The organism is Actinomycetota bacterium (assembly GCA_041658565.1).
Classification (GTDB): domain Bacteria; phylum Actinomycetota; class AC-67; order AC-67; family AC-67; genus JBAZZY01.
This window is the reverse complement of sequence record JBAZZY010000036.1, coordinates 1-25,041: the sequence shown is the minus strand read 5'-3', so window position 1 is coordinate 25,041 and position 25,041 is coordinate 1. Positions and strand designations below refer to the sequence as shown.

The window sequence follows — 25,041 nt, the reverse complement described above, 5'->3', positions numbered from 1 at the left end:
CGGCAAATGGAACCGCGGCCGGCCGGTACCAGACCGACACGCGCACCGAAGTGCCCACGTCGCGCCACGCCGGGTCAATCTGGATGCGCGCGCGCTCGGGATCGAGGTTTCCCGCCTGCAGCACCACATCGCGCGCGCGCGCATCGTCGTTGTAGATGGCTGCCGCGCGCGCGCCCTCGCGCGCCGCATGCAAGACCGACAACTCCTCCACGACGAGCACGCCGACCTGAGCAACCAGCAGCATCGAAATCGCGACGAGCGGCAACACGGCGGCGAACTCCACCGACACCGAGCCGCGCGCCGTCGCGGGAACCGAATGCGAGCGCATTGTCGCGATCGTAGGGCCACACCGGGCGCGCGCCAGCCGCCGCGACCGACTCGGGTCGATCGAGCCGATCCGCTACGAGCGCGGAGGCAGCTTGGGAAGCGCGAGCGAAGGTCCCTTCGGGAACTTCGGGACGCGTGGTTTGGTCCGCTTGAGTTCCTTCGCGATCAGATCCAGCGCCTTTTGCATCTGCGGATCGCGCCCCGCCGCGTGATCCTGCGGTGCGATGTCGACTTCGTGGTCCGGATCGGTTCCATAGTTCTCCACACTCCAGCCCACATCGACGAACCAGAACGAGAACTCCGGCTGAGTCGTGAACCCGCCGTCGACCAGATCGTGTCGCGGCCAGATCCCCACAACACCGCCCCAAGTGCGCGTGCCCACCAACGGACCAAGCTTCATCAGCTTGAAGCAGTGGCTGAAGATGTCGCCGTCGGATCCCGCGTGCTCGTTGGTCAAGCACACCATCGGACCGAGCAAGGTGTCCTGCGGGTACGGCTCGGGGACGCCCCAGCGCTTGACGTCGTAGCCGAGCCGCTTGCGCGCAAGTTTTTCGAGGATAAGCGGCGAGACGTTCCCGCCGCCGTTGAACCGCACGTCAACGATCAGCGCGTCGCGCTCGACTTCGCTGAAGTAGTAACGGTGGAACTCAGAGAAGCCGAGCGGGCCCATGTTCGGGATGTGCACGTACCCAACGCGGCCGCCGCTCGCTTCGTGCACGTGCGCGCGGTTGCGCTCGACCCACTCGCGATACCGCAACGGCACTTCGTCGCGAAGGGTCTTGACGACGACGGTGCGCGGCTTGCGTCCCGCCGCGTCGCCGACGGTAAGTTCCACGCGTTGTCCGGCCTGGTGCACCAGCAGCGCACCGGGCGGCGTCGAAGCATCCAGCGCGCGCCCGTTGATCGCCAGCAGCGTCGCCCCCTCGCCGACGTCCAGACCCGGAGCGGCCAGCGGCGAGCAGCGCGCCTCGTCCCACGAATCGCCCCGCAAGATCCGATCAATGCGCCAGCGGTTCTTCTCGTCAAGGCGAAGATCCGCACCGAGGTAGCCCATCGCGTACGCCGGAGGCCGCCGGTAATCGCCGAACATCTCGTAGGCGTGCGATGTCCCGAGTTCGCCTTGCATCTCCCAGATGAGATCCGAGAACTCAAGCCGCGTCGCGACCTTGTCCACCAGCGGCAGGTAGCGCTCAAACACGCGCGGCCAGTCGACGCCGGACATGCGCTCGTTCCAGAAGTTATCGCGCTGAAGGCGCCAGGCTTCAGAGAACATCTGACGCCACTCGGCACCGGGATCGACAGAGATGCGAACTCGGGCGAGATCGATCCAGCCGTTGGCACGGCTCGGTGGATCTTGCTCGGCGTCGTCGTTCGGATGCTCGCCGGCCTTGAGCGCGCGCAACCGCGTTCCGGACCGGTAAACCAACGTCGCGCCGTCTGACGCAACCACGAAGTCCGACACACCGTCGGCCAGTTTGTCGGCCTTCTGCGTCGCGAACTCCCACGCTGTGAGCGACCCGCGCGGGGTGTCGCCGGCCTTCCAATCCACGCCGAGCGTTCCCGGCGAACCGAACTCCGTCCAAAGAACTTTGCCCTTGATGCACGCGATTTGGCCATAACGGCCCTCGGGAACCGGAAACGCCAAGATGCGCGCGCCGATCCCTTCCAGATCCACCTTCAGCGGCTCGGAGGTCTTGGCGCCCTTCTTCTTCGCGTCATTCTTCTTGCCATTGCCGTTCTTGTCTTCACCGAAGCCCTTGGGCTCCGAAACGAACGGCGAGACGACATCGGAACGCAGCGTGACCAAGTACGGGCGCGCGCCGCGTGGGAACCCCAGATCGAAGAAATGCGCATCGAATACGGGGTCGAAGGTCCGCAAGGACAAGAACGCAAGAAAGCGACCGTCGGGATCGAACGACGGAGCGAAGTCGCGGAACTCCGGCGCGGTCACGTCATGCACAGTGCCCGCAGCAATGTTGCAAAGTCTGATCGAACGCGTTCGCGGCGTCGTGGAGCACGAGTAGGCCAGCCAGTCACCGCAGGGCGACCAAACAAGGTGATGGATTTGCTCGAACTCACTCCGGTCAAGGATCACCACGCTCTTGGCGTCGATGTCCACGAGCATCAACTCGAGCCGATGGTTCGACAACGCGACCACGTTCTTGGATGGACTCGCCGCCATCTCCTCGACTCGGCCGAGGTCCAGACCGTCGAGGCGCGCGCGCGCGCCCGCCGGTCCGTGCACTTCGATTCCTTCCACGCCTCCGGCGTCGCTCACTACAACGAGACGTTCACCGTCGGCGAGCCATTGCCCCGCGCGATATCGCACACCCGCCGACTCACCGTACTCGCGAACCGCGCCTTCCCACAGCGGCATCGCGAAGAGCTTCCCGCGCGCCTCGACCGCAAGCGAGTGCCCGGCGGGATGAACTTGATACCCCTGCAAGAAACGTTCGGAATCGACGAATTTGCGATTGCGTTGCGCGCGCGGGCTCGGGAAATCGACCTCGATGCGCGCGGCCTCACCGGACGCAGCGTCCAGCCGCCACAGTTCTGCCGCATGCTGGTAGACGATCGTGCGTCCGTCGGTCGAGGCAAAGCGCGCGTAGTACTCGTCGTGGTCTGTGTGGCGCTGCATATCTCGGCCGTCGGGCCGGCAGGAGTAGACGTTTCCGATTCCCTCGTGGTCCGACAAGAAGTACACGCGCGCGCCGATCCACATCGGGCTTCCGAAGTTCCCGTTCAGACCGGGCAGAAGCCTGCGGAAGCTCCCCGTGCCGCGCGCGTCGATCCACAGCCGCCCGGCGGTTCCGCCGCGATAGCGCTTCCAGCGCGCGGGATCCAGCGTGTTACGACCGAGCAGCACGGCGCCGTTGGGGCCGTAGGCGATCGCGTGCGCCTCTCCCAAGGGAAGACGTTTCGGCTCTCCGCCTCCGGGCGCAATCGAGAACAACTCCATCCGGCGCATCGCAAACGGCTGACCGGTGTCGCTGCGGAACGCGATCTCTGCGTCCGGCGTCCACCCAACGACGGTGGACGCAACGCCCAGAAACGTCAAGCGCACGGGCTGTCCGCCCGCAGCAGGCATCACGTACACCTCGGGGTGATGCTCTTCGAGGCTGGTGAACGCGATCAGCGAACCGTCCGGCGAGAAAGCCGGACGCACAGTCGGGCCGAGCCCCGCGGTCAAGCGTCGCGCAGTACCGCCGGTTAAGGGAACCGACCAGATGTCGTCCTCGCTGACGAAGGCAACCTCGCCTCCGGTCACGGTTGGAGTACGGAAGTAACCACTGTTGCGCATTCGGATCTCCTGCTCGCCGACACCACGTCGATGCGCTCGAAGCCTATCGGAGTGAGGAAAGCGAAGGAGATTCGCGACGCAATTCCCGATTCTCCCGTACTTGAAACCCACCCACAACGGCGTAATGTGCAACCACTTCGAAGCCTTCCTCGCCCTTCTCCACCGGTAGACGGATCCGGCTCTTGCCGGAGATAGGAGGACGAAAGAATGAGCAGTATCGGCTCCGATCAGGAAGGCTCAAGATGAAGCTTCGCGTTGTTGCGCTTATGTGCGCGATCGCCGCCATCCTGGGTATCCGCACGCTCGGCGCAATGTCCGACGTCGGCGACGGCAAGCCCGGGCCGAAGGCGATCCCCGAGGGCGCCAAAGTGGCCGGCCCCGACGATTCGACCCCGACGGCCGGCTACACGGTCTCGGCCTTGGCGACCGCACCGGCGGGACGCACCTGCCCGAGCGGATGGGGGTACTTCGATAACCCCGCCATGCACTACGGTCTGTGCTACCCGGCCGGATGGGGCTTCACCGACTTCACCACGGCTGCACCCCAGTCAACCATCGAAAGCAAGCGGCTCGGCAGCCTGCGCATGCTCAGTCCCGAGGGGTTCCCGTGGAAGGTCGGGCAGAGCGCCTCCGACGCAGTCCTCGAGCGCGGCGTCACCGACGTCGAGTTGAACCTGCTCCAGCCCGGGGCAACCTTGGACGGCTGTTCGCCGACCACCCAGCTGCGCCTGGCCAACCGCACCATCCGCTCCTGTGAGGAATTCCTCGACTCGCTCGGGCAACCCGCCGACTCAGGCGACATTCACGTTCTGAAGATCGTCGTTCCCCTGCTGCAGACGCCCACCTTGGACGCCCCGCTGCCGGACCTCACCGGCTCGGCACTCCTTGTGATCGTCCGCGCATCGGTCTCGGAGTTCAACAAGGAGGCTGATCTGGAATGGCTGATCGCAAAGAACATCGTTCCGTTCTAAGGCGCGCGCGGGCCGCACTCGTCGCAGGAATCGTGCTGGCCTCGATGTGGGCCGCGGTTCCCGCGGAAGCCCACAACCAGTGGACCGGCGCATACCGCAAGTTCCCCTGGAAGGCCGGAACCAGCCGCACACTCGGCACATTGCCCGGAGAGTGTCCGCATTGCTCGGGCAGGGAGAGCAGTTCGGCTTGGAAAGCCATCGACGTACCGGACATGGACTACGAAACCGTTTACTCGGTCTCGCCCGGTGTCGTGGACACCTACGTTGCCAGCTCAGGACCGGCCGGCCTGTACCTGCGAATCAAGCAGCCCGACAGCACGTACATCGTGTACGAGCACTTGGACTCGGTCATCTCCACAAGCGGAACGATCGTCGCGGGCCAGCCCCTGGCGGTCAGCGGCAAAAGCGGGTCCAGCTCCTATTCGCCACACCTCCACTTCCAGCGACAAAGCGGAACGTCCTTCTCCTCCGACGCGCTTCCACTCACGCCGATCTCGGGGCACGGAACCTCGTCGGACCCCCTCGAACGCACGTCCTACACCAGCGACAACGCCGGCGTGGGCTACTCCTCCGCCGATAAGGCAGCTTCGCTCTACTGGGGCGTCTACAAGAGCGGCGGAGGCTACTACGGCGTTGGAATCACGGCCGACGTGGGCGAGGCGTGGTCGCCGTGCCGAGAGGACTCGCTCCACGGCACGTGGTGGCGTTACAGCTGCTACCCGAAGACCGGAACCGGAGGCAGCGTACAGACGTACTCCTACGGTTCCTACGACTCCCCCCGAGCCATCATGCAGCAGTCGGGCGAAAGCACGGCCTACTTGCTCTTAACCGCCACGCTCGCCGCCTACACCGAGCAGTACGCCGGGCACGACTGGGTCTATTGGATCGGCTACCCGACCAGCAACCGCTACGACGTCGGAACGAGTTCGACGCAGCGTCAGAACTTCGAGTCCGGCTACATCCTGTTCTACCCCAGCACGTGCAAGGAGTCCGTCTACCAAGACGGGGTGCTGCGGGCGACCTACTCGTTCTGCGACTGAGGCACAGCACAACCCGTCCCATGTGAGGGCGGCGGCCGCCAGGCCGCCGCCCTCCCCCCTGCGCGCGATAGAGTCGGCCGGCAAGAAGGGAGGTTTCGTGCCGACGTTTCGCTCCGGAAACGCAGACATCGCCTACGACGTGACCGGTGAGGGCGAGCCGCTGCTGATGATCATGGGATTCGGCGCCGACTCGCGCATGTGGATGCTGCAGACTGCGGTTTTCGCCAAGCGTTACCGCTGCATCACGTTCGACAACCGCGGCGTCGGCGGCTCGTCGCTTCCCGACGGCCGGGTCTCGATGGGCATGATGGCCGATGATGCGATCGCGCTGCTGGATCACCTCGGCATCGGGCGCGCGCACGTCCTCGGCATCTCGATGGGCGGCGCGATCGCGCAGCACGTTGCCCTGCGCGCGCCCGAGCGCGTCCGAACACTGATCCTCGCGGCGACCTGGTGCGCGAAGAACCCATACACGGAGCGCATTGCCGAACTCGGGCGAGGGATACTGCGCACTCTGGGCCGCGAAGCCTTGGTGCGCTCGCTGATGCTGTGGCTGTTCACGCCCGGGTTCCTGATCAACAACGCGGAATCGGCCGACGCGGTTGAGGCTTTGTTCCTGCAATTCCCCGTCCCCGAAAACGCATTCCTCGCCCAACTCGATGCGCTGCTGCAACACGATGTATCCGAACACTTGGGATCGCTGCAGGTTCCAACTCGCGTGCTCACGGGTCGCCGCGACACCCTCGTTCCGCCGGAGTTGTGCGAACAACTCGCCGCCGCGATCCCGAAAGCCGAACTTGTCGTGACTGAAACCGGACACGCGTTCAACGTCGAAGAGATGGACGTCTTCAATCGTTCAGTGCTGGAGTTTCTCGACCGGCACTAAGCGCAGCGGCCGGCTACACGCCCAGCGAGCGCGCGAACGTCAGCACCGCGGCCGAGAACTCCTCGGGTCGCTCGATTTGCGGGTTGTGACCGCAGTCGTCGAGTACCACGAGTTGCGCGCCGGGGATCTCCTCGACCGCTCGGTATCCGATATCCACGGACAGCAACGCATCCTGCCGCCCCCAAAGCACCAGGGTCGGCGTCCGTAGGGCGCGCGCGATCGCCCAGGTTCGCTCACGGCGCGCGCTAAGTGCCCACATCATGCGCCGGCTCGCGCGAAGCAGCGGCCGGACGTGCTCAGGACGCTCCTTGCGCGCGCGAACCTCCTCCTCAAGCGCGCGCACCGTGGACGCCCGCACGCGCGAAGGATCGGCGCAGTTGCGCGCGAGGCTCTCGGCCACCAACACCTCCGGGGCGCGCCGACGCATGTGCGCGCGGTAGAGCACATCGCCGATCCCGGGAATCGCCGGCGCGACCACAGCTGCGAGCGCGCGCCCCGACGGAGGCGGCCCCACGGCCGGAAACGCCGGCGCGGCCAACACAAGGCCGGCGCAACGCTCCGGCCACGCCGACGCCAGGTATGTCGCGACGAGTCCACCAAGGGAGTTGCCGACCACGATCGCGCGATCAACGCCGATGGCATCCATGAACGCTCGCACGGATCCGGCGAGCCAGCCCGGCGAATACGACCCACCGGGAATCCCCGAGGTACCGAATCCCGGGAGATCAAGCGCGATCGTGCGACGATGGGTTGCCAGCATCGGAATCACGTCGGCCCACTTGACGATGCTCGAACCCCATCCGTGCAGCAGCACGAACGGCACGTCTCCAACGCCGTCTTCGACCCAGTGGATCCGCGCGCCGCCGATGTCGGCGTCGTGATGGATCATCGAGGCCGGATCAGCGACTCTTCTTCGACAAGCGACGCAGCAGCGAACGCGCGCCCGCGGGATCGGCCAGGCGGGCAACTACCGCAAGCCCGAAAAGCCCGGCGCCCCCAAGACCGATCACCAGCGCCGTGATGAACGACAACTCCAGGGCGCCCATGGAACTCTCTGCTGTGTTCGCAAGAATGCTGAATAGGTTCACGCCCGGCAGGTTATCACTCAGCGCCGGAGGGCTTCGCGGCGACGGGCAGATCCGGATGCGGCCGGCCGGCCCAGTCCGGACCGAGCAGCGCCGCTCGGATCGCGTCTTCGCTTGGGACTCCCGACGCGCGCCACACGATCTTCAGGTCCGAGTCCGTCACGAACAGCGTCGGTACGCGCCTGACCTCGTAGCGATCGGACAAGTCCAGGCGCGCGCCGGCGTCGATCGAGGCGATCGACACATCGGGGATCTCGCCCGCCAGCTTCTCGATTCGAGCCTGAACGGTCTTGCAGGGCGCGCAGTGCTCTCCGAAGAACTCCACCAGCATCGCCGAAGGCCGCGCGCGCCGGTCCAGCCCAAGGTCCGTGCGCTCGAACCGTCCACTCGCCTGGGTGAAGCGGCCTTCACGCAGCCGCCACCACCACGTGAACCCAGCGCTGAGCGCAAGAACACCCAACACCACGAGCAAGCGAACGAGCACTCAGGCCCCCTTCGATGCCAACCGCTTGGTGAACAAGTACATCTCGCAGCCCACGCAGATCCCGCTAACCGCGAGCAGCGTTTGGAGTCCGGCCACCATTAGCCCAAGTGTCCATCCGAGCACGTCCGAGTTGAAGACCCAGAAGCCCGCGCTCGCCAGCGCGAGGAACGCGAACCCGAGCGTCTGCGCGAAACGCGGCGGCGGCTCCTCTTCGGGCTTCACCGCAATACTCAGCCGCAAGGTCTTCTTGATCAAGCGATACGTCGCTCCAAGAGGCGAGTACCGCAGCCCGAACGCCGACCCGATCCCGAGCGCAACTCCAATCGCTGGGACTACGCCGCGCCACCCAAGCACAAACCCACCGAGCAGAATGACGACCGACACCGCCGCGCCCCCGCGTACCGCGTTGCTATCCACCATCCGAGGTGCGCTCATGCCTCTTCTCCTCCCGACAGCGGACGCCAGCGCACGACTTCGCGACAAGTTGGGTCGCCCCAGGCAATCGAGGTCACTTGCTCGACGAACACGTCCGCGCCCAGCCCATTCATGATTCCTTCCTTCAACGCCTTGTCCAACGAGCACGCAAGCTCCGGGTGGGACACCGCGATCCCCTTGAAGGGGCAGTCGAAATCCTCGACCTCAACCCAGTCATCGCCCTTGTCGAGAATCCGCACGCCGCCGGACACGGCCGCCAGCGCGCGCACCATGAACTCGACCTGCTGCTCGAAGGTCAGCTCCGCCTCCGTCATGCGCACACGGCGGGCCAGTCGCTCGCCGGTCTTCACCGCGATCGATCGGCTGACTCCCGGTGCCGGCGCCGCGGTTTCGATCAGCACAGCCAGCATCTCGCTCACCAGCGCCGGGCCCTCCTCAACGTGAACGGGCGCGGCCTCGTATACCTTCGCCGGACGACCGCCGGCGGCATGTCGCCGCCAAGACGTATGCGCCAAACCTGCCGCGACCAACACGTCCAGGTGCCCGCGCGCGACGTTGGCGTGAATTCCGGCTTGCTCGGCCACCTCGCGCACCGCGCGTGGTCCGCCAAGGCGCAGATAGTCCAAGATCGAGGCGCGCGTAGGCGTTGCCAGAGCGCGCGCGACCGCCGCGTCTTGCGTACTGACTTCCGTCGAACTCATACGACTCCCACCCGAGGTTTACACCGTTCACACCTTATAAAACCCACAGGGAGGGGTCAACCGGTTCTCCGGACCGCGACGGGTCCGGCAAGTCAGCCCAACTTCAGGCGGGCGTTGCGCAAATCGGCGCTCAGGGTCATCGACCCCGCCGCAAGATCCGGAGCCTGCAACTTGATGCCCTCAGGGAGGTCCGGCAACGCAACGCGAACCGTGGCCTCCCGGCGAACCCGCTCCTCGTAGTACTTCGGCGGCGGATTGCCGTCGAGAGTGACCTTGCGAGGAGCAAACACCAAGAAACCGCTGCGCACGACGAACCCGCCGGTTGCGACCAGACTCCGCATCCGCCCGCCGATTCGCATGCGCGCGCGCAGCGCAACCGAGGAACTGCGAATCCGCACGCGCGCGTCCTCGCCGGATTCCTTGAGCATCGCGTTAATCGCATCGTCCTCGATAGCAATCGCGACGCTGCCCTGCCCGACGACCACGGTGTACGGGCGTCCTCCGACCAGCCCACCTGGAACGTACAGGTCGCGCATCTCAACGTGGATCCGCCGAATCCGCATCTTGTCGAGCGTCAGGTTCTCGACGTTGAGCGAGGCGCGCGGCAAACGACCGCGAAGGACGTTCACCACCAACGGGAACCCACCGACGTCGAGAGTGGGCAATGAGTCGGTCTTGAGTTCGCGCTGTGCAAACGCAGCGATGCGGCCCTCGGCGACGCGCTCAACCCCCACGTTCACCACTGTGAACAACGCGCCCAAAACGAGTCCCGATACCACGAAGCGGCGCAGCAATCGCGAACCGGGAATCAGGCCCACCTCACCGAGCCATCACTCGGAAGGCATAAAAGAACATCGGAGCCGACACCAGCACCGCGTCGATGCGCGGAAGCAGTCGGATTGCGCCGCGGCCGTTCTCCGGCGCGAGGTCGGTTTCGATCATGTCGAAAACAGGACCGGCAACGGTCGCGGTGGCTGCGACCAGAAACGCCAGCACGAGCGCGCGCGCGGACGTAAACGGCGGCGCCATCGCGATCGCCGCGACGGCCGCGACGCTGATGGTTCCCATCAGCGCGCCGACCAACCGCTGCCACACCGGGTCGTGAACCGCCGAATGCCGGCCGCGGCCGCGCGCCGCGCGCAGCACCACCGGAACCACATCGGCAGCAACGGCCATCGCAACCAATCCAAGCACCAGACGGAACCCATCGGCCGACGCGCGCAGAGCGAGTACGTACGAGCCCGGCAACCCGACGACGATCACGACAAAGACCGTGTAGACGAGCGCCTTCGTCGCGTCGCGCCGGTCCCGCCGAAACATCATCAGGAGAAAAGACGCAGCCAAGACCGCGGACACTGCGGCCGGCAGCACCGTCGGCGCGCCATCTCCACGCACATGCGCGACGACGAACAGCCCCGCGATTCCTACAAGACCGAGTGCCGCCATCGGCCGCGCTCCGCGCGCGCGCGCAACGCGGAACAACTCCCCGCCGGCAGCAATCCCGATGGCGGTGACCACCAGCAGCAGCGCCATTCGTCCAAGCAGCAATCCGCCGGTCATCGCACTCGCGAGCACCAAGCTCGCGATCATCCGGCGGCGACTCACGCGGTTCCGGCCGGCACCAACGCTCCGGCATCGAGCAGTGATTCGATGTCGCCGGCCAAGCGCGCGGCAAACACCGATGTGAACCCATCCTCGGCGTGGCCGAATTCGGGCAGGATCAGAAGACGCTTGGGTTCTCCGGCGTTGTCGAACAACATGCGCGCGTCGTCGGCAGGGAAGAAGTGATCGTTGTCTCCGTGCACGACCAACAACGGGATCGGCGCGATGTTGCGCACCGCTTCCGCCGGCGGCGCGGGATCTCCCCAGTCAAGATGAATGCGCGTCCCCATCAGCCTTCGCGCAAGCGAGCGTCCGAAGCGACTGGTGAAGATCCACATCGCGCGCTTCACCGCTTTGGTGTCGCTGGTCGCCCACAGCGCCGGCGTCGAGATCGCAACCACCCCGTCGACGTCGCGATACTTGCCCGCCTCGAGCACCACGGCAATTCCGCCGAGCGACCCGCCGACCGTGACGACCCGGCGGAAACCGCGCGCGCGCGCATGTTCCACCACGGCCTTGACGTCGAGCATCTCGCGCTCACCACCGGTACATGCGCCCGCCGACTGCCCGTGCCCGCGCAGGTCGAACGTGAAGACCGTGTAGCGCCGAGCTAGTCCCTCGGCGAGAACGCGCCAAGGGCGCTTGGTCCGGTATCCCATGAATCCGTGCACCAACACGATCGCGGTGTCGGGGTGATCGCCGAGCCTCGTTCCCGCCAAACGAACACCGTCTTCGGCGTCGCACCAGAAGTGAGAATGCGGCAGGTCGTACGCATCGCGCTCGCCGCGCGCGCGCAAGACGACATGCTGCAGACGCCAGCGGAGCGCCGGATGGCGACCACGCCAGCGAGGGTGCATGGAGCGAGAGGGAGAGGCCATATTGGTTGTTGGGTTCGTCGTCCTCTGTTACTTTGCATGCCGAAGGCGCGATAGCGCAAACGTCCCAGGCAATGAAGCCCGGCCGCCTGGGGCTTTATGCTTTCTAGGATCGACACAATGGCGGACATCCTGGTAGTAAGCGACCGGCCCGAGGACCTGTGGTCCTTGGTCAATGGGCTGGAAGCAGGCGGCCACCGCGTGACGGTGGCTCCGGCGCCGCCCGACGATCGGCCGGCCTCCGGCTTGGTGTTCGTCGACGCGGTGAAGGATCTCGCTCGAGGCCGCGACGCCTGCCGCGCGCTGCGCGCGGCGCAGCCGCACCTAACTCTGGTCGCGCTGATCGCCCCGGACAACCTCGACGCCTTCGGTCCCGACTGGGAAGCCGATTCGTTCATCGTCCAGGGCTGCACCATTCCCGAGACGCTGGCGCGCGTGCGCCTTGCGCTCGGGTCGGCGCCGAGCGAATCGTCGGGAACGGTGCGCGTAGGCGACTTGTCGATCGATCCCGACACCTATCAGGTCCGCCTGCGCGGCCGGCCGCTCGACCTCACGTACAAGGAATTCCAGTTGCTGTTCTTTCTCGCCCAGAGACCGGGGCGCGTGTACTCGCGCCAGCAGTTGCTCTCGGAAGTCTGGGGATACGACTTCTTCGGGGGAACGCGTACTGTGGACGTGCACGTGCGACGGCTGCGCGCGAAGCTCGGTGCCGAGCACGAATCAATGATCGCTACGATTCGTAACGTCGGGTACAAGATGGAGGCGCAGAGATCACGATGAGCACCCAGGACATCGACTACGTGCTGCGCACGGTGGAGGAGCGCGACATTCGCTTCATCCGCCTGTGGTTCACCGACGTGCTCGGCTTTCTGAAGTCGTTCGCTATCACGCCCGCCGAGCTGGAAGCCGCCTTCGAAGAAGGCATGGGCTTCGACGGCTCTGCCATCGAAGGGTTCTCGCGCGTGCAGGAGTCCGACATGCTCGCGCGCCCGGACCCATCGACGTTTCAGATCTTGCCGTGGCGGCCAGACCAGCACGGCGTCGCGCGGATGTTCTGCGACGTCCTCACGCCGGAGGGCGAGTCCTTCGACGGGGATCCGCGCACGGTGTTGAAGCGCGCGCTGGCGCGCGCGCAAGAGATGGGCTTCACCTTCTACCTCGGACCCGAGTTGGAGTACTTCTACTTCAAGGACTCCGCCGGAACCGAAGGGCTCGACCAGGGCGGCTACTTCGACTTGACGCCGCTCGACGTCGCGAGCGACTTGCGCAAGCGCACCGTGCTGTACCTCGAGCAAATGGGGATCTCGGTCGAGAGCGTGCACCACGAGGTCGCGCCGTCGCAGCACGAGATCGTTCTGCGCGACACCGACGCGCTCACCATGGCCGACAACGTCATGACCGCGCGCCTGGCCGTAAAGGAAGTCGCTCAAGAAGCCGGCGTGTACGCGACCTTCATGCCCAAGCCCATCCAGGGCGCCTGGGGATCGGGCATGCACACACACATGGCGCTGTACGAAGGCGACCGCAACGCGTTCGCCGACGTCGAAGATCCGATGGGGATGTCCAAGGTCGCGCGCGCGTTTCTCGCCGGACTGCTCAAGTACGCGGATCAAACCGCGGCAGTGTGCAACCAGTGGGTCAACTCCTACAAGCGGCTGGTTCCCGGATTCGAAGCACCGGTGTACATTTGCTGGGCCCGCCGCAACCGTTCCGCGCTGCTGCGACTTGCAGGCTCGGCGCGCGCGGGGGACCTTCGCATAGAAGTCCGCTCGCCGGACCCTTCGTGCAACCCTTACCTCGCGTTCGCGGCAATGCTGACCGCCGGCCTCGACGGAATCATCAACAACGAGGAATTGCCGCCGGAAGCGACCGAAGACATCCACTCAATGAGCGAGGCCGAGCGGCGCGCGGCCGGCATTGAATCGCTGCCGGAGAACCTCTTCGAAGCGGTGACGGCGATGGAATCGTCGGACCTCATGCGTGAAGCGCTGGGCGATCACGTCTTCGAGTACTTCATCCGCAACAAGCGCGACGAGTGGGCGGCATACAAGGCCTACGTCAGCCCCTGGGAAATCGAGCGCTCACTGCCGATCCTGTAGTGCCAGCCAAACGAACGTGGCCTCAGACCGCACGTCTGGACTGTTCCCCGCAAGCAATCCCACTGCTCTTTGGACCATCCACGCCCACGACCGAGCGCGGCCACGCACCGCGCCAGACAGCCGCAATCCTGCTCAATCCAAGCCCGCGACCCTCTCCGTCTGATGGCGCGGTGATCTCACCGGCTAGCCGGTGAGATCACCGTACGCCGCTTCCCAATCCCAATCGCACCTGCGCAGATCAGCCACGTGCTCAACCAGGTACTTGGTCACGTAGCCACGGGGGCGAATGATCACCGACAGAACGGGATAGTGTTCGGCCAGCAGTAGCTTGATCAGGGGTTCGTGCTGAGATTCGTAGACATCCGCATCGATTAGACCATGCGCCCTCGCACGGAGGACAGCGCTGCAGTAGAAGGTGATGAGCTCGATGTAGCCGTAATAGATTGCCCAGGCATCACCGTCAGGACCAGTGTGATCATAGATCCAGGCGAAGCAACCGTGGCTCCAGCGACGAGCGAGGGAGAGTACTTCTGGACGTTGGAGTCGGTAGTCGATCATCCGGTCATACTTGGCGGTAATGTCCCGCTGGGCCTGGAACCGGTGGGAAACGCGACCCTGTCGCAACTGGGCCAGAGCGACCGCTACGGACACCACCGCCGACACAGCCGCGGCGACCAGCGCCGTAGGCAGTTGCTCTCCCACCTGACTTCTCCCTCCGTGCCAGACCGAACACTTCCTCGGCTCAGCCGCGGGGGCCGAGAGGCGACCGAGCATTGCGACGGCGAGCGATGGGGGACCCTCGAACTCACGCTCAGAGGACATCTACCGTCGCCCTCTCGCCCATGCGCGCGCGACCTTAGCGCGCGCGCATCAATACCGACAATGCTGGGCGCCACAGGCGATGGGTCGAGTCGAGGTCCGGATCGTCGCGCGCGCCGGCGTTATGCGCTCGTTGGATCCCTTGGCGGCCGGTTCTCGTTCGACTGCGTCTTGGGCGGCGTCGCAGTCGAGCGATCCAGTTCGACGTCGTCCCAAGAGGCGGGATCGTCGAGGGATTCAAGGTGGGTGAACACTGCGGCGCGCGGCAGCGCCCCGCGGATGTCCGCTTCGATTTGCTCCAGCAGGTTGTGGCCGCGCTGAACGGTCCAGCCGCCCGGAACCAAGACGTGGAGTGAAACGAACTGGCGCGCGCCGGCCTGGCGAGTGCGGAGCGCATGGAACTGGACGCCCGCGTCGCAATACCGGGCGAGCGCTCGCTGCACGGCCTGTTGATCCCCCGGCGGCAACGCAGCATCCATGAGCCCGGAAACGGAGCGTCGCACGAGGCGCGCGCCCGTCGCGATGATGTTGCCGGCCACGATCAAAGCGACGATCGGGTCGAGGCGTTGCCAGCCGGTCAGCGAAACGGCCGCGACTCCGACAAGAACCCCAACCGACGTCCACACGTCGGTCATAAGGTGATGCGCACTGGCTTCGAGAGCAATGGAATAATGTCGCCTGCCGGCGCGCAACAGGACCAAGCCGACTCCGAGGTTCACGAGCGCGGCAGTAGCGGAAATCGCAAGGCCGAGACCGACCTGCTCAAGCGCTCGGGGGTGCAGAAGTCGCGAGATCGCTGCGATCCCGATGGCGCCGGCCGCAACCAGAATGAGCGTGCCCTCGAAGATGCTTGAGAAGTACTCCGCCTTGTCGTGCCCGAAGGCGTGGTCCTCGTCCGGGGGGCGGGCAGCCACAATCAACATCGTCAATGCCATGAGCGCACCGGCGAGGTTGACGAATGACTCAAGCGCGTCGGAAAGAAGACCAACCGAACCGGTGAGGAAGTAAGCAGCCCCCTTGAGGGCAATCGTGAGGACGGCCGCCACGATGGACAGCCCGGCAAAACGTGTTAGCGACTTACGGTCCATACTGCCCCTGATGATTCCGATCGGTCACGGAAGCAGCCTAACCGTCCAGCGCGAAGGAGACGACCTCGGGGACGGACTCAACTGCCTCGCGGTCGAGACTTACCTCTGTTTGGCTGCGGGCTCGAAGATCAACGACTCGTTCCCGCCCTCGTCATACAGCGTGAGTTTGCCGCCGGCCACCGTGAAAGAGCGGGCTTGCCGGAGCAGGGTGAGGAAGGCGGACTCCGCGCGCATCGCTGGCTCGGGACCCCCCATGCTCGTACCGGCGACATCCCCTATTTCGAATCCTCCGCCTGAATCTGTCTTGCACGAACCGGAGTAGGAGTTGACTCCGCTGCTGCCCGAAACCCGCCCGTCGGCGAATGTGGCAGTCAAGACGAAGTCCGCGGGGTCGAGCGAACTCAGGGTCCACTCGGCGAGCCTCCAGTGCGTTCCATCCAACTGCCTACCACCCGACGAGCAACCCGCTGCAAGCGAGAACGTCGCGAGGAGAACCACGGCGAGCGCTCTCCAAAGCAGGGTCACTTTGCTAAGGGCCGACCCCGGCTCCTGCGCCGACAGGACAAGTTCGCGAACCGCTTCCGGCAGATGCTCGCGCTGCCACCGGCGTTCGCGATCGACTGTCGTTTGTGCGTCGCACGTGGGAGACGCCGACTTCGCGGCTCTAACAGCGTAGGCCGCCGCTCCCAGCGAATGGTCCGCCATGTGCGCAGTGGCGACGGCGTGACCGCAAGCGCGCGCGGCCGCTCGCGCCTCACCTTCTGACGCGCCTCTTGCTGCCGCATGCGCGCCGGACGAGGCCGCGCGCGCGGCACCCACTGTGATCTCCCCCCGAGACCACGCGCGCGCGGCCTCGATCGCGAACCGGGGCCGATCATCCTCGGGATACCTTCTGGAGAACAACGGGAATACGTGCTCCGCGCAATCCGCCGCCCAACTTGCCAGCAGGCGATGCCTCGCCACGTCGAGCGAACCGCCGCGATGGACTGCAACGAAACGCCGATCTCGACGAGCCGGTCGATCCAGAAACGAGTTCGGATCCCGCCGTTGCTTCACCTACTGCTCCTTGAACCTGACCTCGAATTCGTTGGACACGCGTTCGGAATCAGGCAGGGCCTGACACTTTCCGGACTCCTCTGCATGTTCCCGACACAATTCGAAGGTGATCTGAAACGTCCCGATCCTGTCTTCCGGCTCGTCCGGTGGGGATGCACCCGGGGATTTCGTACTGCCGAGCCATACACGCGCGGTCAGGGTGCCGCCTGGAGGAAGTGCGCCGGTGGGTACACCGCCGACACATGCCCAGACCGCGAAGACCAAGGATCTGCGATCAGCGTTCGCTCCAACACGCCGAATCCTATACACCGGCCCTTGCGAGTCCGATTTGCAGCGCTCGAAGAAGACTTGTCTCCCCGTACGGTTCGTGTAGGTCGCAACCGCCTCGGCATCAAACCGATCTGCCGACTCCTCCAAGTAGTAGATGCGGGCGTCGGTTTGGACGGGCGCCTCGGTTTCGCCGGGGGGCGTCGTCCTCGGCGCTGAAGCGGGACGTCCGTTGCATGCCGCCAGAAGGAACACCGACACGCCAAACAGCGCAATCAGACGCGCGCGGCGGCCAAATTGTCCGGTCATTTCTCCCTCCTCGTCGAATCACGATTCACCCCTGCCGACTTGCATGCGGCGCGATGTCTTTGGCTCGAAAGGCGAGATGGATGCCGCGTAGGTCGAAGTCTTACGCCAGCCTCCGCGCGAGCGCAAGTGAGTCGCCACCCCAAGTGTCCCGCGGCTCGGCGGCGCAGCGCGCGAGCATCCAGAGTCGCACCCGCTCGGCATCAACGTCGAGCAAGTCTGCGAAGCGCGCGATCGTCTCCTGCGGGTCCGAGCGCATTCTGCCTCTGCAGTTGAACAGATGCTGCGTTGCGTCGTAGGCGGGGTCGCCGACGAAAGGCTTTGGATCGATAACCAACCACGGCTCGCGCTGTGCTTCGAGGACGTTTCCCGCATGCAAGTCGGTCGCGAGCAGCACGGGAGTGGAAGCGGTGAGCGGCAGCTCTCGAAACAGTCGAAGCCCCTCCGCGACCAACTCGGAATCGGGCCAACGTTCCGCATCCGCAAGCGTCGCGGCGCTCCAATACATCGTCATCTCGGAAAGCGGACGGAACGCGTGCGGACCGACCGGCGCGCGCCAGAACCGCTTGAGCAACTGTGCGATGACAACATCTTGCTCCGGCTCCGCACGACGGTTGCGCAGAAAAGCGCCGGGAACGCAGCGCTCCAAAAGCATCGCGTTGAGTTCGTCGTCCGCCTGAAGAAGACGCACGGTGGGATTGCCGTCCAAGAAGCGCAGTGCGGCAATCTCCTGCTCGCCCTCAAAGTGAGGCATCCCGACCTTGAGTACGGCATGAGTCCCATCTTTGCGAGTGGCCGGTGCCACCCAAGCGCAGCTCACTTCGGAACCGTCGAAGGGCCTGCCCAGAGTAAGCCCCCATCGGCTTTCAAGTTCCGGGAGAACATCTCGAAGCCGATCAAGCCAGGCGGATCTCTCGGGCGTCTTGCTGCATGTCGCCGCGAGGCTATCGGGAACAATCACCGCAACCCTTTCCAGCGTCGGCTCAAGCCGAAGAACTACCCGCTCGCCCCTGCTCCCATCGCCGATAACCACGTTCCCCAACGCGCCACATCCAGGCGCCCCAACCTACGCCCGTGACTGCAAAGACAATCACCGACAGCGCAACATGCTGAGCAAGAGACCCCTGCTCCGCCCACCATCGAAGAGCGGCGACGATGATGCCCGCAAGAACGCCCCAACCCAACACGCCGTAGAGCAAGATGAACCGCAACCGCCCGCCACGACGGGTGCGGGCCCACCTTGCCGCCTGTCGGTCCGTAATCCCCCTGCTCCACATGATGTTCGGTTACCTCCAGTGACCATCGAGTCGAACCTTATCTTCTAGCCACGTCCCCCGAGAATCAATCGCAACGAGTTTGTGACATCCCGAGGAGGGAAACCAGACGGCCACGAAGAACTTCGCGCGACTGTCCCCGGTATCGATCAAGACGGCTTGAATGGTCGTGTCGTCCTCGAACCAGACTTGGACGTCCGCGACATCAGGTGAGACGACGCCGCACACATGTGAGGCTACAACTCGCTTGCCCCCAAGCCCGCCTCTTCCTTGTGTTGAGATCCCCCAGCCGACGCTCCCGAAGTGGCCAAGTTTGCCGTCGGGGGTATCTGCGAATGGGAGCGAACCGGTGCCACCTCCACCGCCGAACTGGGTACTCACGAACGTTGAAACCCGATCGTCAGAGATCGCCCCTTGGAGTGCCCACTCGATTCCGTCGTGTGCACCGGAAGCGATGACGGGCCCTGCGCCCTCTTCGAAGCGACCCTCATTGGAATCCACGCAGCCTCCTAATGGTTTAGCGGCTCAGCGGCCGGAGCCCACGAAGCGAGCGGTCGATCCGCTGCCAAGGTTGATCCAGAGGCCGGGGAATGTGCCTTGCATGACCTGCGCAATGCTCGTCTTCCCCGATCGCTGCACCCCGTTCAGGATGACGATCTGCCCCAGGGAATCAGCGTTCACTCCGCCTCACGACCCCTCGGCGTGGGTGATGCGCACAAGAAACCGATCCCCCTCAATCCCGATTGTCTGCATGCACCAGCCGGCATCGGAAACGCGCTGCCCCAGTGTGTCGGAGTCGACGTGCATCCACTCGAACCAATCACTGGTCTGATCTCGATACTCAAACCTCAGTGTGCGTTCACCGAGGTAGCACCCTTTGGCGATCTTGCCCTGCTGGTACTTCCCATAGGCTTCGTCACTGGGATTCCTCGGATCGAAGGAATCGGTGATGAGTTGACCGCCCTTCGTCAAAAGGGAGTCAAGAAGCGCCAAGAACCGATCAAGTCCAGCAAGATCGCGGACGATCCCGATGTTGAGAATCACGAGCACGGTATCGAACGGGCGAGGGTACGCGTCGAACACATCGCCCACGATCGGGTTCTTGAGTCCCCGCGCCGTCATGACCTGCACCGCCTTGCTGGAGATGTCAACAGACGTCACGTCAAGTCCTTTGTCCTGAATCGCAAGCGAATGCGATCCCGCTCCCGCACCGATGTCGAGCACGCGTCCGGAACACTGCTCAACGGCCAGACGGTCGAGTTCGGGCAGACCATCGGGATAGAAGAACTGCTTCGCGTAGATCGGTGGATAGGCGAAACCGTCGTCCCGACGAAGAACGCACTGGGCATTCGCGTCGCCCGCGAGGTAGTCGAGCATGGCCTGTCCGTGAAGCTTCATGTCTGGCATGTCATCTCCTTCTGCCGAACGACCCTGCGCGTCAGCGCCGCCCGTTCGCGGCCGAGCGGCCGGTTCCTGCGCCGGGTTCAGAACCGACATAGCGGCAACGTCTCTCCTGGCAAGACGAGGTTAATCCAGCGCCCGCGTGATGGTGTCCTCGTGTTCCGAGAACCATCGCAGATCGCGCGCGATCACATCGAGGGCCTCCGCCGCCTCAGCGGCATTCAGCTTCCAGTAGCGGAGTTTCTCCACCCCGCGCTGCCTGCTGTGCTGCAGGGCCCACCGGATGACAGAGCGGCGGGTCTCTCCATACGCGCGACAGAAAACGACCAACCGCTCGACCATCTCCTCGGCTGTCGGCCAGCCGCCGTTGCGGTTGACGCGATCCTCGCCCAGCGGCACAAAGCTCCATGCCGCTTTCCCGAACTCGAGGATCGGCAGGTTGGGCATCGCGCCGTCCCAGTCGATGAACGCGACCGCCATGCCATCTCGGTAGACGGTGTTGTGTTGACCGACATCGCCGTGCGTCACGATCTCGTCAGGCCGCATCGGGGTGCCGTGCTCACGCCACACCGGATCGATAGGAACGAACCCGGCCGACGCATTGTGAAGCGCTCTGAGCATCGCCCCAGCCGCACGGAGGGTCTCGCCCCCGCGAAGATGTTCGGGCCACAGGTTCGGCATCCCCGGGTTCCAGTCCGCATCGTGCGGAACCTCACCCTCAATGAACGTGAGGATCTCGCGGCCCTCCTCGTCGGTCCCGAGAACACGAGGCGCGCCCGCGAACCCCCGGCGTTCGAGATGATCGAGGTACGCGTGGATGGTCGGCGTCCATGGCCCCGTCGGCCGACGAACCGTGTCGCCGACGCGCACGACGCCCGCATTGACCCGCCCTTGTGGGAGTTGAATCTCGTTCACGGCCGTCTAACGTCCTGCGACTGAACCGCACAAGGCGAAGCCGGCCGGGTCCAGCGCCTGCAGCAACCACCACGACATTCGGAGTTCATTTGCGCATCGCCGACCATCACGTATCGCCCTCAGAGGTTTCACGCCTCATGATGAACCAGACCCCGATCCCGGTTGCAGTTAACGCAACACCGCACCAGTCGGCGGCGAAACGGCTCGAGTTTCAAGATCAACCTAGTTCCAGCACGGTGGCCACGTCCTGTTGATCGAACCGAGCGATGTCCTCGCTATGCCGTCGGAGTAGCTGCGCGATGTCATCTGTTCGGCAGTTGCCCAAGCGGATCCAGATGAACTTCGGTGGCCCGCCGCGCAACACGGCTAGCCGATGGAAGTCCTCGTCCTTGCTGACGACCATGCACCCATGCTCGCGGGCAAGGTCCCAGACTGCTCCGTCTCCGGCACCTCCGCGCCCGAGCGGTCGGACGTGCAGGGAGCCGGGGAACACGTCGGCAAGTACCTCACAAGCCGCTCGGAAAGCGGTTCATCGAAGAGCAGTCGAGCCATCTCAGGCGGCGGGGCTGGTGAGGGTACGGCGCTCGCGTTCTGCCGCGTAGGCTAGGCACGCCCGGATGTCATCGTGCGTGAGTTGAGGGAAATCCGCCAGGATCTCTGTCTCAGACATGCCCCCAGCGAGGTAGCCGAGCACATCCCCAACCGAGATGCGCATCCCGCGCACACATGGCTTCCCGAACCGAACGTCCGGCTCCACGACGATCCGATCCAGCAGTTCCATACCCTCAGTCTACCAGCCGGACCTCACGGCAACGGTTCGTTCGTACCCTGCGGGTTGCCGGTCGCAAGAGCCTTGCGGCGGCTGCGGCGATCACGTTCTGAGCCGAGCTCCGTTCACAGGAAGTGGAGAACAAGCTTGTCGTCCATGTGGACCTGCTCGCCTTCCTTCACGTAACGGTCGTCGTAGGTGACTCCGAGCCCGTCCGGTACGTATCCCCTCTTCACGTACAGACGTTGTGCCGCGTTGTAGCCGGGATGGAGTCCGACGCCGATCCCCACGATCGAGGAACGCGACGCCGCCACCTCCTCCGCGTGGTCGAGGATACGGCTGGCGATGCCGCGGCGCCGGAACTCGATGAAGTCCTCCAGCGTCAAGTCACGACTCTCGGTCCGTAGAACGATCCTGCGGCTGAGCAGCCGGACGCCGCGAAGCGGCGGACGGTCTGCTCCAGTCGCAAGTTGAACGGCACCTGCTGTCCATCATTGTGCCGGATTCGACATGGGCCGAGGGAACCGCGCCGATAGGCGCAACGACAAGCCTATTCCGGCCGCGAGCGCCACGGCGGGTCCCAGGACGATCCAAGGCTGCCGTTCCTTGACGAGCAGATATACGAGGAACCATCCAAGCACCGCCAAAGTGAGTGCGAGAACGACGGACAACAGGATCCGAGCGCTTCGGGTGTGCGCTGACGCGATGGACCAGCACAGCGCGGGGACGGTGACCGGCGCGGCGAAGATCTGACCCCCTTGCGAGATGAGAAGAACGCCCGCCACAGCGCCAACAGCGGCTCTGAGAACAGCGGGCAATCGTCTCGTACGCCCGTAAGTCACAGATCCGGAACCCATGTCTACCTCAGTCCGTTCAACGTCTTGGCGGCTCAGCGGTCCGCGGCCGCGCGAAGCGGGCGGGCGGTCCGTTGTAGCCGCGAGTTAGGCGTTCGCTGCATCCCGAAGTCCTTCAATCACCGGCGCCATCGCCAAGTATCCAGGCAGTATGTCACTTGCTACCTCATCGCAGGCCCTGACCGCTGACAGCACGCTGTCGGGTAGCGGCGGCGCCAGTTCCATCACCGCCGAAGAGGGCTCCGTGAATCCGCCGTCGAGTTCACGAGCGACCATGAGTACGACCAGGTACTCCTGCCAAAGTTCCAGTGAAAGGTGACGAGCGACCAGAGCCTTGCCGCGGACGTGGCTTTTCAGGGCTTGAACAGCGAGGAACTTTGCCCGCTCAATCGCCTCTCTGATCTGATCGACCGAGTGATTCGGTTCGGTTGGCTTCGCAGTCTCAACAAGTTTCCGGAGTTCATCGGAACAAGCGATCAGCGCCGCAGGGGGACGATGGAACGGGACGCCTCGCCATTCCTTGATCCGATGGATGGACTCCAGTGACACGCTGAGGACATCGAGCCATAGACCGTCCTCATAGACCGCTCGGCTAAGAACGCCGCGGTCATCTCGCTCTTGCTGGAGGACGAACCGACGGCCAAGATCAGGTAACCAATCAAGCGCCCTTTCGTCGGCGCTTGGATCCGTCGACAACACCGCCAGCAAATCGAGATCGCTCCAACTATCGGCCGCGGGAGTTCGCCAGGACCCGAACAGGAAGAGGCCAATAATCGCCGCGTTCGATTCGGCAGACACAATGATCCGGCGGAGGGCGACTTCTTGCTTTGGATTGCGCACCGCCAAGACGCCTAACGACTTGGCGGCTCAGCGGCCGGACGCCCGCGCAGCGGGCGAACGGTCCGTTGTAGCCGCGAGTTGAACCGCGTTTGCCTCTTACCAGCTTGCTGTCCACGCATACCAACCGCCCCCGAGAGCGAAGTACTGCGGGTTCTCGAACCAGCCGGTGTCAATCTCCGGAAACGGCCCTGTCGGCAAGTAGGCAAATCCCGCGTCATCGAACAGGTTTCCGGTCGACTCGAAGAAGATCACTCCATCCCCCACCCGGACTGCCTTCGGAATCTTGTACGTTCCAATTCGCGCCGGCGCAACGAAGTCCTCCCATTCAGTCCGCGAAGTCGGAGGGGGCGCCGACCTGAGAACGGACACGAAATCTCCCTTCGCAATCGTCCATCGAACCCTGAGCGGAACGTTGGAGTAGTTAAGGGCCAGCACAAGGAGCCCCGCGACGGGCGCGACCGCGAACCATGCATACCCGCGAAGACCCTGCTTCGCGCATTCCTTGCGCGATGACACGACGCGCCCGACCAACCGGATCGCCCAGACGATCGCGCCCAGGCCCGACAACAAGATGCCCGCAAAGTACAGTGGCGAGAAGCCTGGAAGGCTGGCATTCCAAAGGAGAATGGCGGCACCGGGTACGAGGGCGGAATGAAACAGGAAACGGGGTGGGCGGCGGAACAACCACCAACTGGCGCATCCGCCTTTCGGTGGACCAGCCACCGTCTTGCTCGCCTGAATCACCGTGTCACCCATGTCCCTGGACTGAAGTGTCACCCATGTCCCCGATCAGACCCCTTGCTCCCAACGCACCACCCGTGAGGCCGCGTGCTCGGGGTTCGGGTCTAAGTGCGCAACCGCAATGCCCGGAATCCTAAGCCCTTCAGATCCCACAAAGCCCGCCGCACAGACCACGAACACAGACACGCCGATGGCAAGTCCCCAGTCCGACGGTCCTACCGCCTGAGATATGACCAGGCTCAGGGACCACAGACCAATGGCAGCGAACAAGCCGACATAGGGCTGGCGGAAGGGAATGCGCGTAAACCAGAGAACGCAGCCAACGATCAACGGACCCCGCCAGAGCACCTCATCAAGCCACCGTGGAGACGCGTCCACCCACACACCAAGCGCAGCGACTACCCCAACCAGTGTCCACGCACCCCAACCGGAAAGTAGCCTGCGGGCATGGCCCCGACGGAATGACACTATCGAAGCCCACGCCTCCCCATAGGACGTCGACTCAACCTCGACCCAGCCGAGATCAGGGTCCGACCTTGCGACAATGAACATCCCATCCACCAAGCGGACACGCGTGCCTGCGTCTGGAGCCCCCGGGTCCACATAAATGAGCGCCTCATCCGGAGTCGATTCCACCCGCGCACCCCATTCGCGGGAGTGACTCTCGATCGCTCGTCTCAGCGTGGCAGGGTCCGCGACTTTACCCCCTTCGAGAAGCGCTTCGACTAGTTAACGTCCTGGCGGCTGAGCAGCCGGCGAAGTCGGTCGGGTCGAGCGACGAGTTATCGGTATGAAAATGCCCAAGGCTTCGATCCATCGCGGTGATGGTAGCGTCACCGCACCGGGATAGGGGCTTTGGAGGGAGAACGCGGTAGGGCAGGCCGAAGCTGGCTATGAGCCGAGAG

The 25,041-nt window shown here is 64.6% G+C and carries 28 protein-coding genes and 2 pseudogenes; 5 read left to right on the top strand and 25 right to left on the bottom strand.

Going from position 1 to position 25,041, the window contains the following annotated elements:
- Positions 1-328, bottom strand: a 328-nt coding sequence (locus WDA27_13505) for a TadE/TadG family type IV pilus assembly protein (protein MFA5891944.1), incomplete at its 3' end; no start/stop codon positions are given.
- Between the two features lie 72 nt (positions 329-400).
- Positions 401-3,628, bottom strand: a complete 3,228-nt coding sequence (locus tag WDA27_13500) for a PDZ domain-containing protein (protein MFA5891943.1) — start codon at positions 3,626-3,628, stop codon at positions 401-403.
- A gap of 242 nt (positions 3,629-3,870) precedes the next feature.
- Here WDA27_13500 and WDA27_13495 point away from each other — a divergent pair, with 242 nt between their 5' ends.
- The 3 genes from WDA27_13495 to WDA27_13485 all read left to right on the top strand — a co-directional run bounded on the left by WDA27_13495 (position 3,871) and on the right by WDA27_13485 (position 6,525).
- Positions 3,871-4,599 (top strand): hypothetical protein, encoded by a 729-nt coding sequence (locus tag WDA27_13495; GenBank protein ID MFA5891942.1) that lies wholly within the window; start codon positions 3,871-3,873, stop codon positions 4,597-4,599.
- Positions 4,566-5,639 carry a M23 family metallopeptidase gene (locus WDA27_13490; protein ID MFA5891941.1) on the top strand — a complete coding sequence of 358 codons (1,074 nt, stop codon included), beginning with the start codon at positions 4,566-4,568 and terminating at the stop codon, positions 5,637-5,639. Before WDA27_13495 ends, WDA27_13490 begins: the two co-directional genes overlap by 34 nt.
- Positions 5,640-5,736: 97 nt before the next feature.
- The gene (locus WDA27_13485) at positions 5,737-6,525 is read left to right on the top strand and encodes an alpha/beta fold hydrolase (protein ID MFA5891940.1); all 789 of its coding nucleotides are present in this window, start codon (positions 5,737-5,739) and stop codon (positions 6,523-6,525) included.
- A 13-nt stretch (positions 6,526-6,538) separates the two neighbouring features.
- On the opposite strand, the gene WDA27_13480 is transcribed toward WDA27_13485, so the two are convergent.
- The 8 genes from WDA27_13480 to WDA27_13445 all read right to left on the bottom strand — a co-directional run bounded on the left by WDA27_13480 (position 6,539) and on the right by WDA27_13445 (position 11,710).
- A complete protein-coding gene (locus WDA27_13480) occupies positions 6,539-7,414 on the bottom strand; it encodes an alpha/beta fold hydrolase (protein ID MFA5891939.1) in 876 nt (291 codons plus the stop codon).
- A 10-nt stretch (positions 7,415-7,424) separates the two neighbouring features.
- A complete protein-coding gene (locus tag WDA27_13475; protein ID MFA5891938.1) occupies positions 7,425-7,613 on the bottom strand; it encodes a hypothetical protein in 189 nt (62 codons plus the stop codon).
- Between the two features lie 13 nt (positions 7,614-7,626).
- A complete protein-coding gene (locus tag WDA27_13470; protein MFA5891937.1) occupies positions 7,627-8,094 on the bottom strand; it encodes a thioredoxin family protein in 468 nt (155 codons plus the stop codon).
- Positions 8,095-8,529 (bottom strand): DUF4395 domain-containing protein, encoded by a 435-nt coding sequence (locus WDA27_13465; protein ID MFA5891936.1) that lies wholly within the window; start codon positions 8,527-8,529, stop codon positions 8,095-8,097.
- On the bottom strand, positions 8,526-9,230 hold the full coding sequence (locus WDA27_13460; GenBank protein ID MFA5891935.1) for a helix-turn-helix domain-containing protein: 705 nt from the start codon (positions 9,228-9,230) through the stop codon (positions 8,526-8,528). Before WDA27_13460 ends, WDA27_13465 begins: the two co-directional genes overlap by 4 nt.
- A gap of 92 nt (positions 9,231-9,322) precedes the next feature.
- Positions 9,323-10,048, bottom strand: a complete 726-nt coding sequence (locus tag WDA27_13455) for a DUF2993 domain-containing protein (protein ID MFA5891934.1) — start codon at positions 10,046-10,048, stop codon at positions 9,323-9,325.
- Between the two features lies 1 nt (position 10,049).
- The gene (locus WDA27_13450) at positions 10,050-10,820 is read right to left on the bottom strand and encodes a phosphatidate cytidylyltransferase (protein MFA5891933.1); all 771 of its coding nucleotides are present in this window, start codon (positions 10,818-10,820) and stop codon (positions 10,050-10,052) included.
- Positions 10,821-10,831: 11 nt separating this feature from the next.
- Positions 10,832-11,710, bottom strand: a complete 879-nt coding sequence (locus tag WDA27_13445) for an alpha/beta fold hydrolase (GenBank protein ID MFA5891932.1) — start codon at positions 11,708-11,710, stop codon at positions 10,832-10,834.
- A gap of 117 nt (positions 11,711-11,827) precedes the next feature.
- Here WDA27_13445 and WDA27_13440 point away from each other — a divergent pair, with 117 nt between their 5' ends.
- Together WDA27_13440 and WDA27_13435 are read left to right on the top strand one after the other, a co-directional pair.
- A complete protein-coding gene (locus WDA27_13440) occupies positions 11,828-12,487 on the top strand; it encodes a response regulator transcription factor (protein MFA5891931.1) in 660 nt (219 codons plus the stop codon).
- The gene (locus tag WDA27_13435) at positions 12,484-13,806 is read left to right on the top strand and encodes a glutamine synthetase family protein (protein MFA5891930.1); all 1,323 of its coding nucleotides are present in this window, start codon (positions 12,484-12,486) and stop codon (positions 13,804-13,806) included. Before WDA27_13440 ends, WDA27_13435 begins: the two co-directional genes overlap by 4 nt.
- A gap of 183 nt (positions 13,807-13,989) precedes the next feature.
- On the opposite strand, the gene WDA27_13430 is transcribed toward WDA27_13435, so the two are convergent.
- The 15 genes and pseudogenes from WDA27_13430 to WDA27_13360 form a co-directional block, all read right to left on the bottom strand.
- On the bottom strand, positions 13,990-14,508 hold the full coding sequence (locus WDA27_13430) for a hypothetical protein (GenBank protein ID MFA5891929.1): 519 nt from the start codon (positions 14,506-14,508) through the stop codon (positions 13,990-13,992).
- A 239-nt stretch (positions 14,509-14,747) separates the two neighbouring features.
- On the bottom strand, positions 14,748-15,713 hold the full coding sequence (locus tag WDA27_13425; GenBank protein ID MFA5891928.1) for a cation diffusion facilitator family transporter: 966 nt from the start codon (positions 15,711-15,713) through the stop codon (positions 14,748-14,750).
- 99 nt (positions 15,714-15,812) lie between these two features.
- Entirely contained in the window at positions 15,813-16,211 is a 399-nt protein-coding gene (locus WDA27_13420) for an META domain-containing protein (protein ID MFA5891927.1), read from the bottom strand.
- Positions 16,212-16,271: 60 nt separating this feature from the next.
- A pseudogene (locus WDA27_13415) lies at positions 16,272-16,739 on the bottom strand (putative immunity protein).
- A gap of 30 nt (positions 16,740-16,769) precedes the next feature.
- Positions 16,770-17,345 carry a hypothetical protein gene (locus tag WDA27_13410; GenBank protein ID MFA5891926.1) on the bottom strand — a complete coding sequence of 192 codons (576 nt, stop codon included), beginning with the start codon at positions 17,343-17,345 and terminating at the stop codon, positions 16,770-16,772.
- A gap of 100 nt (positions 17,346-17,445) precedes the next feature.
- Positions 17,446-18,147, bottom strand: a complete 702-nt coding sequence (locus tag WDA27_13405; protein MFA5891925.1) for an aminoglycoside phosphotransferase family protein — start codon at positions 18,145-18,147, stop codon at positions 17,446-17,448.
- Between the two features lie 1,033 nt (positions 18,148-19,180).
- Positions 19,181-19,297: pseudogene (locus WDA27_13400) on the bottom strand (chloramphenicol phosphotransferase).
- Positions 19,298-19,303: 6 nt separating this feature from the next.
- A complete protein-coding gene (locus WDA27_13395; GenBank protein MFA5891924.1) occupies positions 19,304-20,023 on the bottom strand; it encodes a methyltransferase domain-containing protein in 720 nt (239 codons plus the stop codon).
- Positions 20,024-20,143: 120 nt separating this feature from the next.
- The gene (locus WDA27_13390; protein MFA5891923.1) at positions 20,144-20,932 is read right to left on the bottom strand and encodes a phosphotransferase; all 789 of its coding nucleotides are present in this window, start codon (positions 20,930-20,932) and stop codon (positions 20,144-20,146) included.
- Positions 20,933-21,149: 217 nt separating this feature from the next.
- Positions 21,150-21,425 carry a DUF5615 family PIN-like protein gene (locus WDA27_13385; protein ID MFA5891922.1) on the bottom strand — a complete coding sequence of 92 codons (276 nt, stop codon included), beginning with the start codon at positions 21,423-21,425 and terminating at the stop codon, positions 21,150-21,152.
- Between the two features lie 60 nt (positions 21,426-21,485).
- Positions 21,486-21,713 (bottom strand): DUF433 domain-containing protein, encoded by a 228-nt coding sequence (locus WDA27_13380; GenBank protein MFA5891921.1) that lies wholly within the window; start codon positions 21,711-21,713, stop codon positions 21,486-21,488.
- 113 nt (positions 21,714-21,826) lie between these two features.
- A complete protein-coding gene (locus WDA27_13375) occupies positions 21,827-22,087 on the bottom strand; it encodes a GNAT family N-acetyltransferase (GenBank protein MFA5891920.1) in 261 nt (86 codons plus the stop codon).
- Between the two features lie 555 nt (positions 22,088-22,642).
- On the bottom strand, positions 22,643-23,395 hold the full coding sequence (locus WDA27_13370; protein ID MFA5891919.1) for a hypothetical protein: 753 nt from the start codon (positions 23,393-23,395) through the stop codon (positions 22,643-22,645).
- Positions 23,396-23,491: 96 nt separating this feature from the next.
- Complete coding sequence (locus tag WDA27_13365) at positions 23,492-24,151, bottom strand: hypothetical protein (protein MFA5891918.1); 660 nt, start codon at positions 24,149-24,151, stop codon at positions 23,492-23,494.
- Between the two features lie 33 nt (positions 24,152-24,184).
- Positions 24,185-24,772 carry a hypothetical protein gene (locus WDA27_13360; GenBank protein ID MFA5891917.1) on the bottom strand — a complete coding sequence of 196 codons (588 nt, stop codon included), beginning with the start codon at positions 24,770-24,772 and terminating at the stop codon, positions 24,185-24,187.
- Positions 24,773-25,041: the final 269 nt, after the last annotated feature.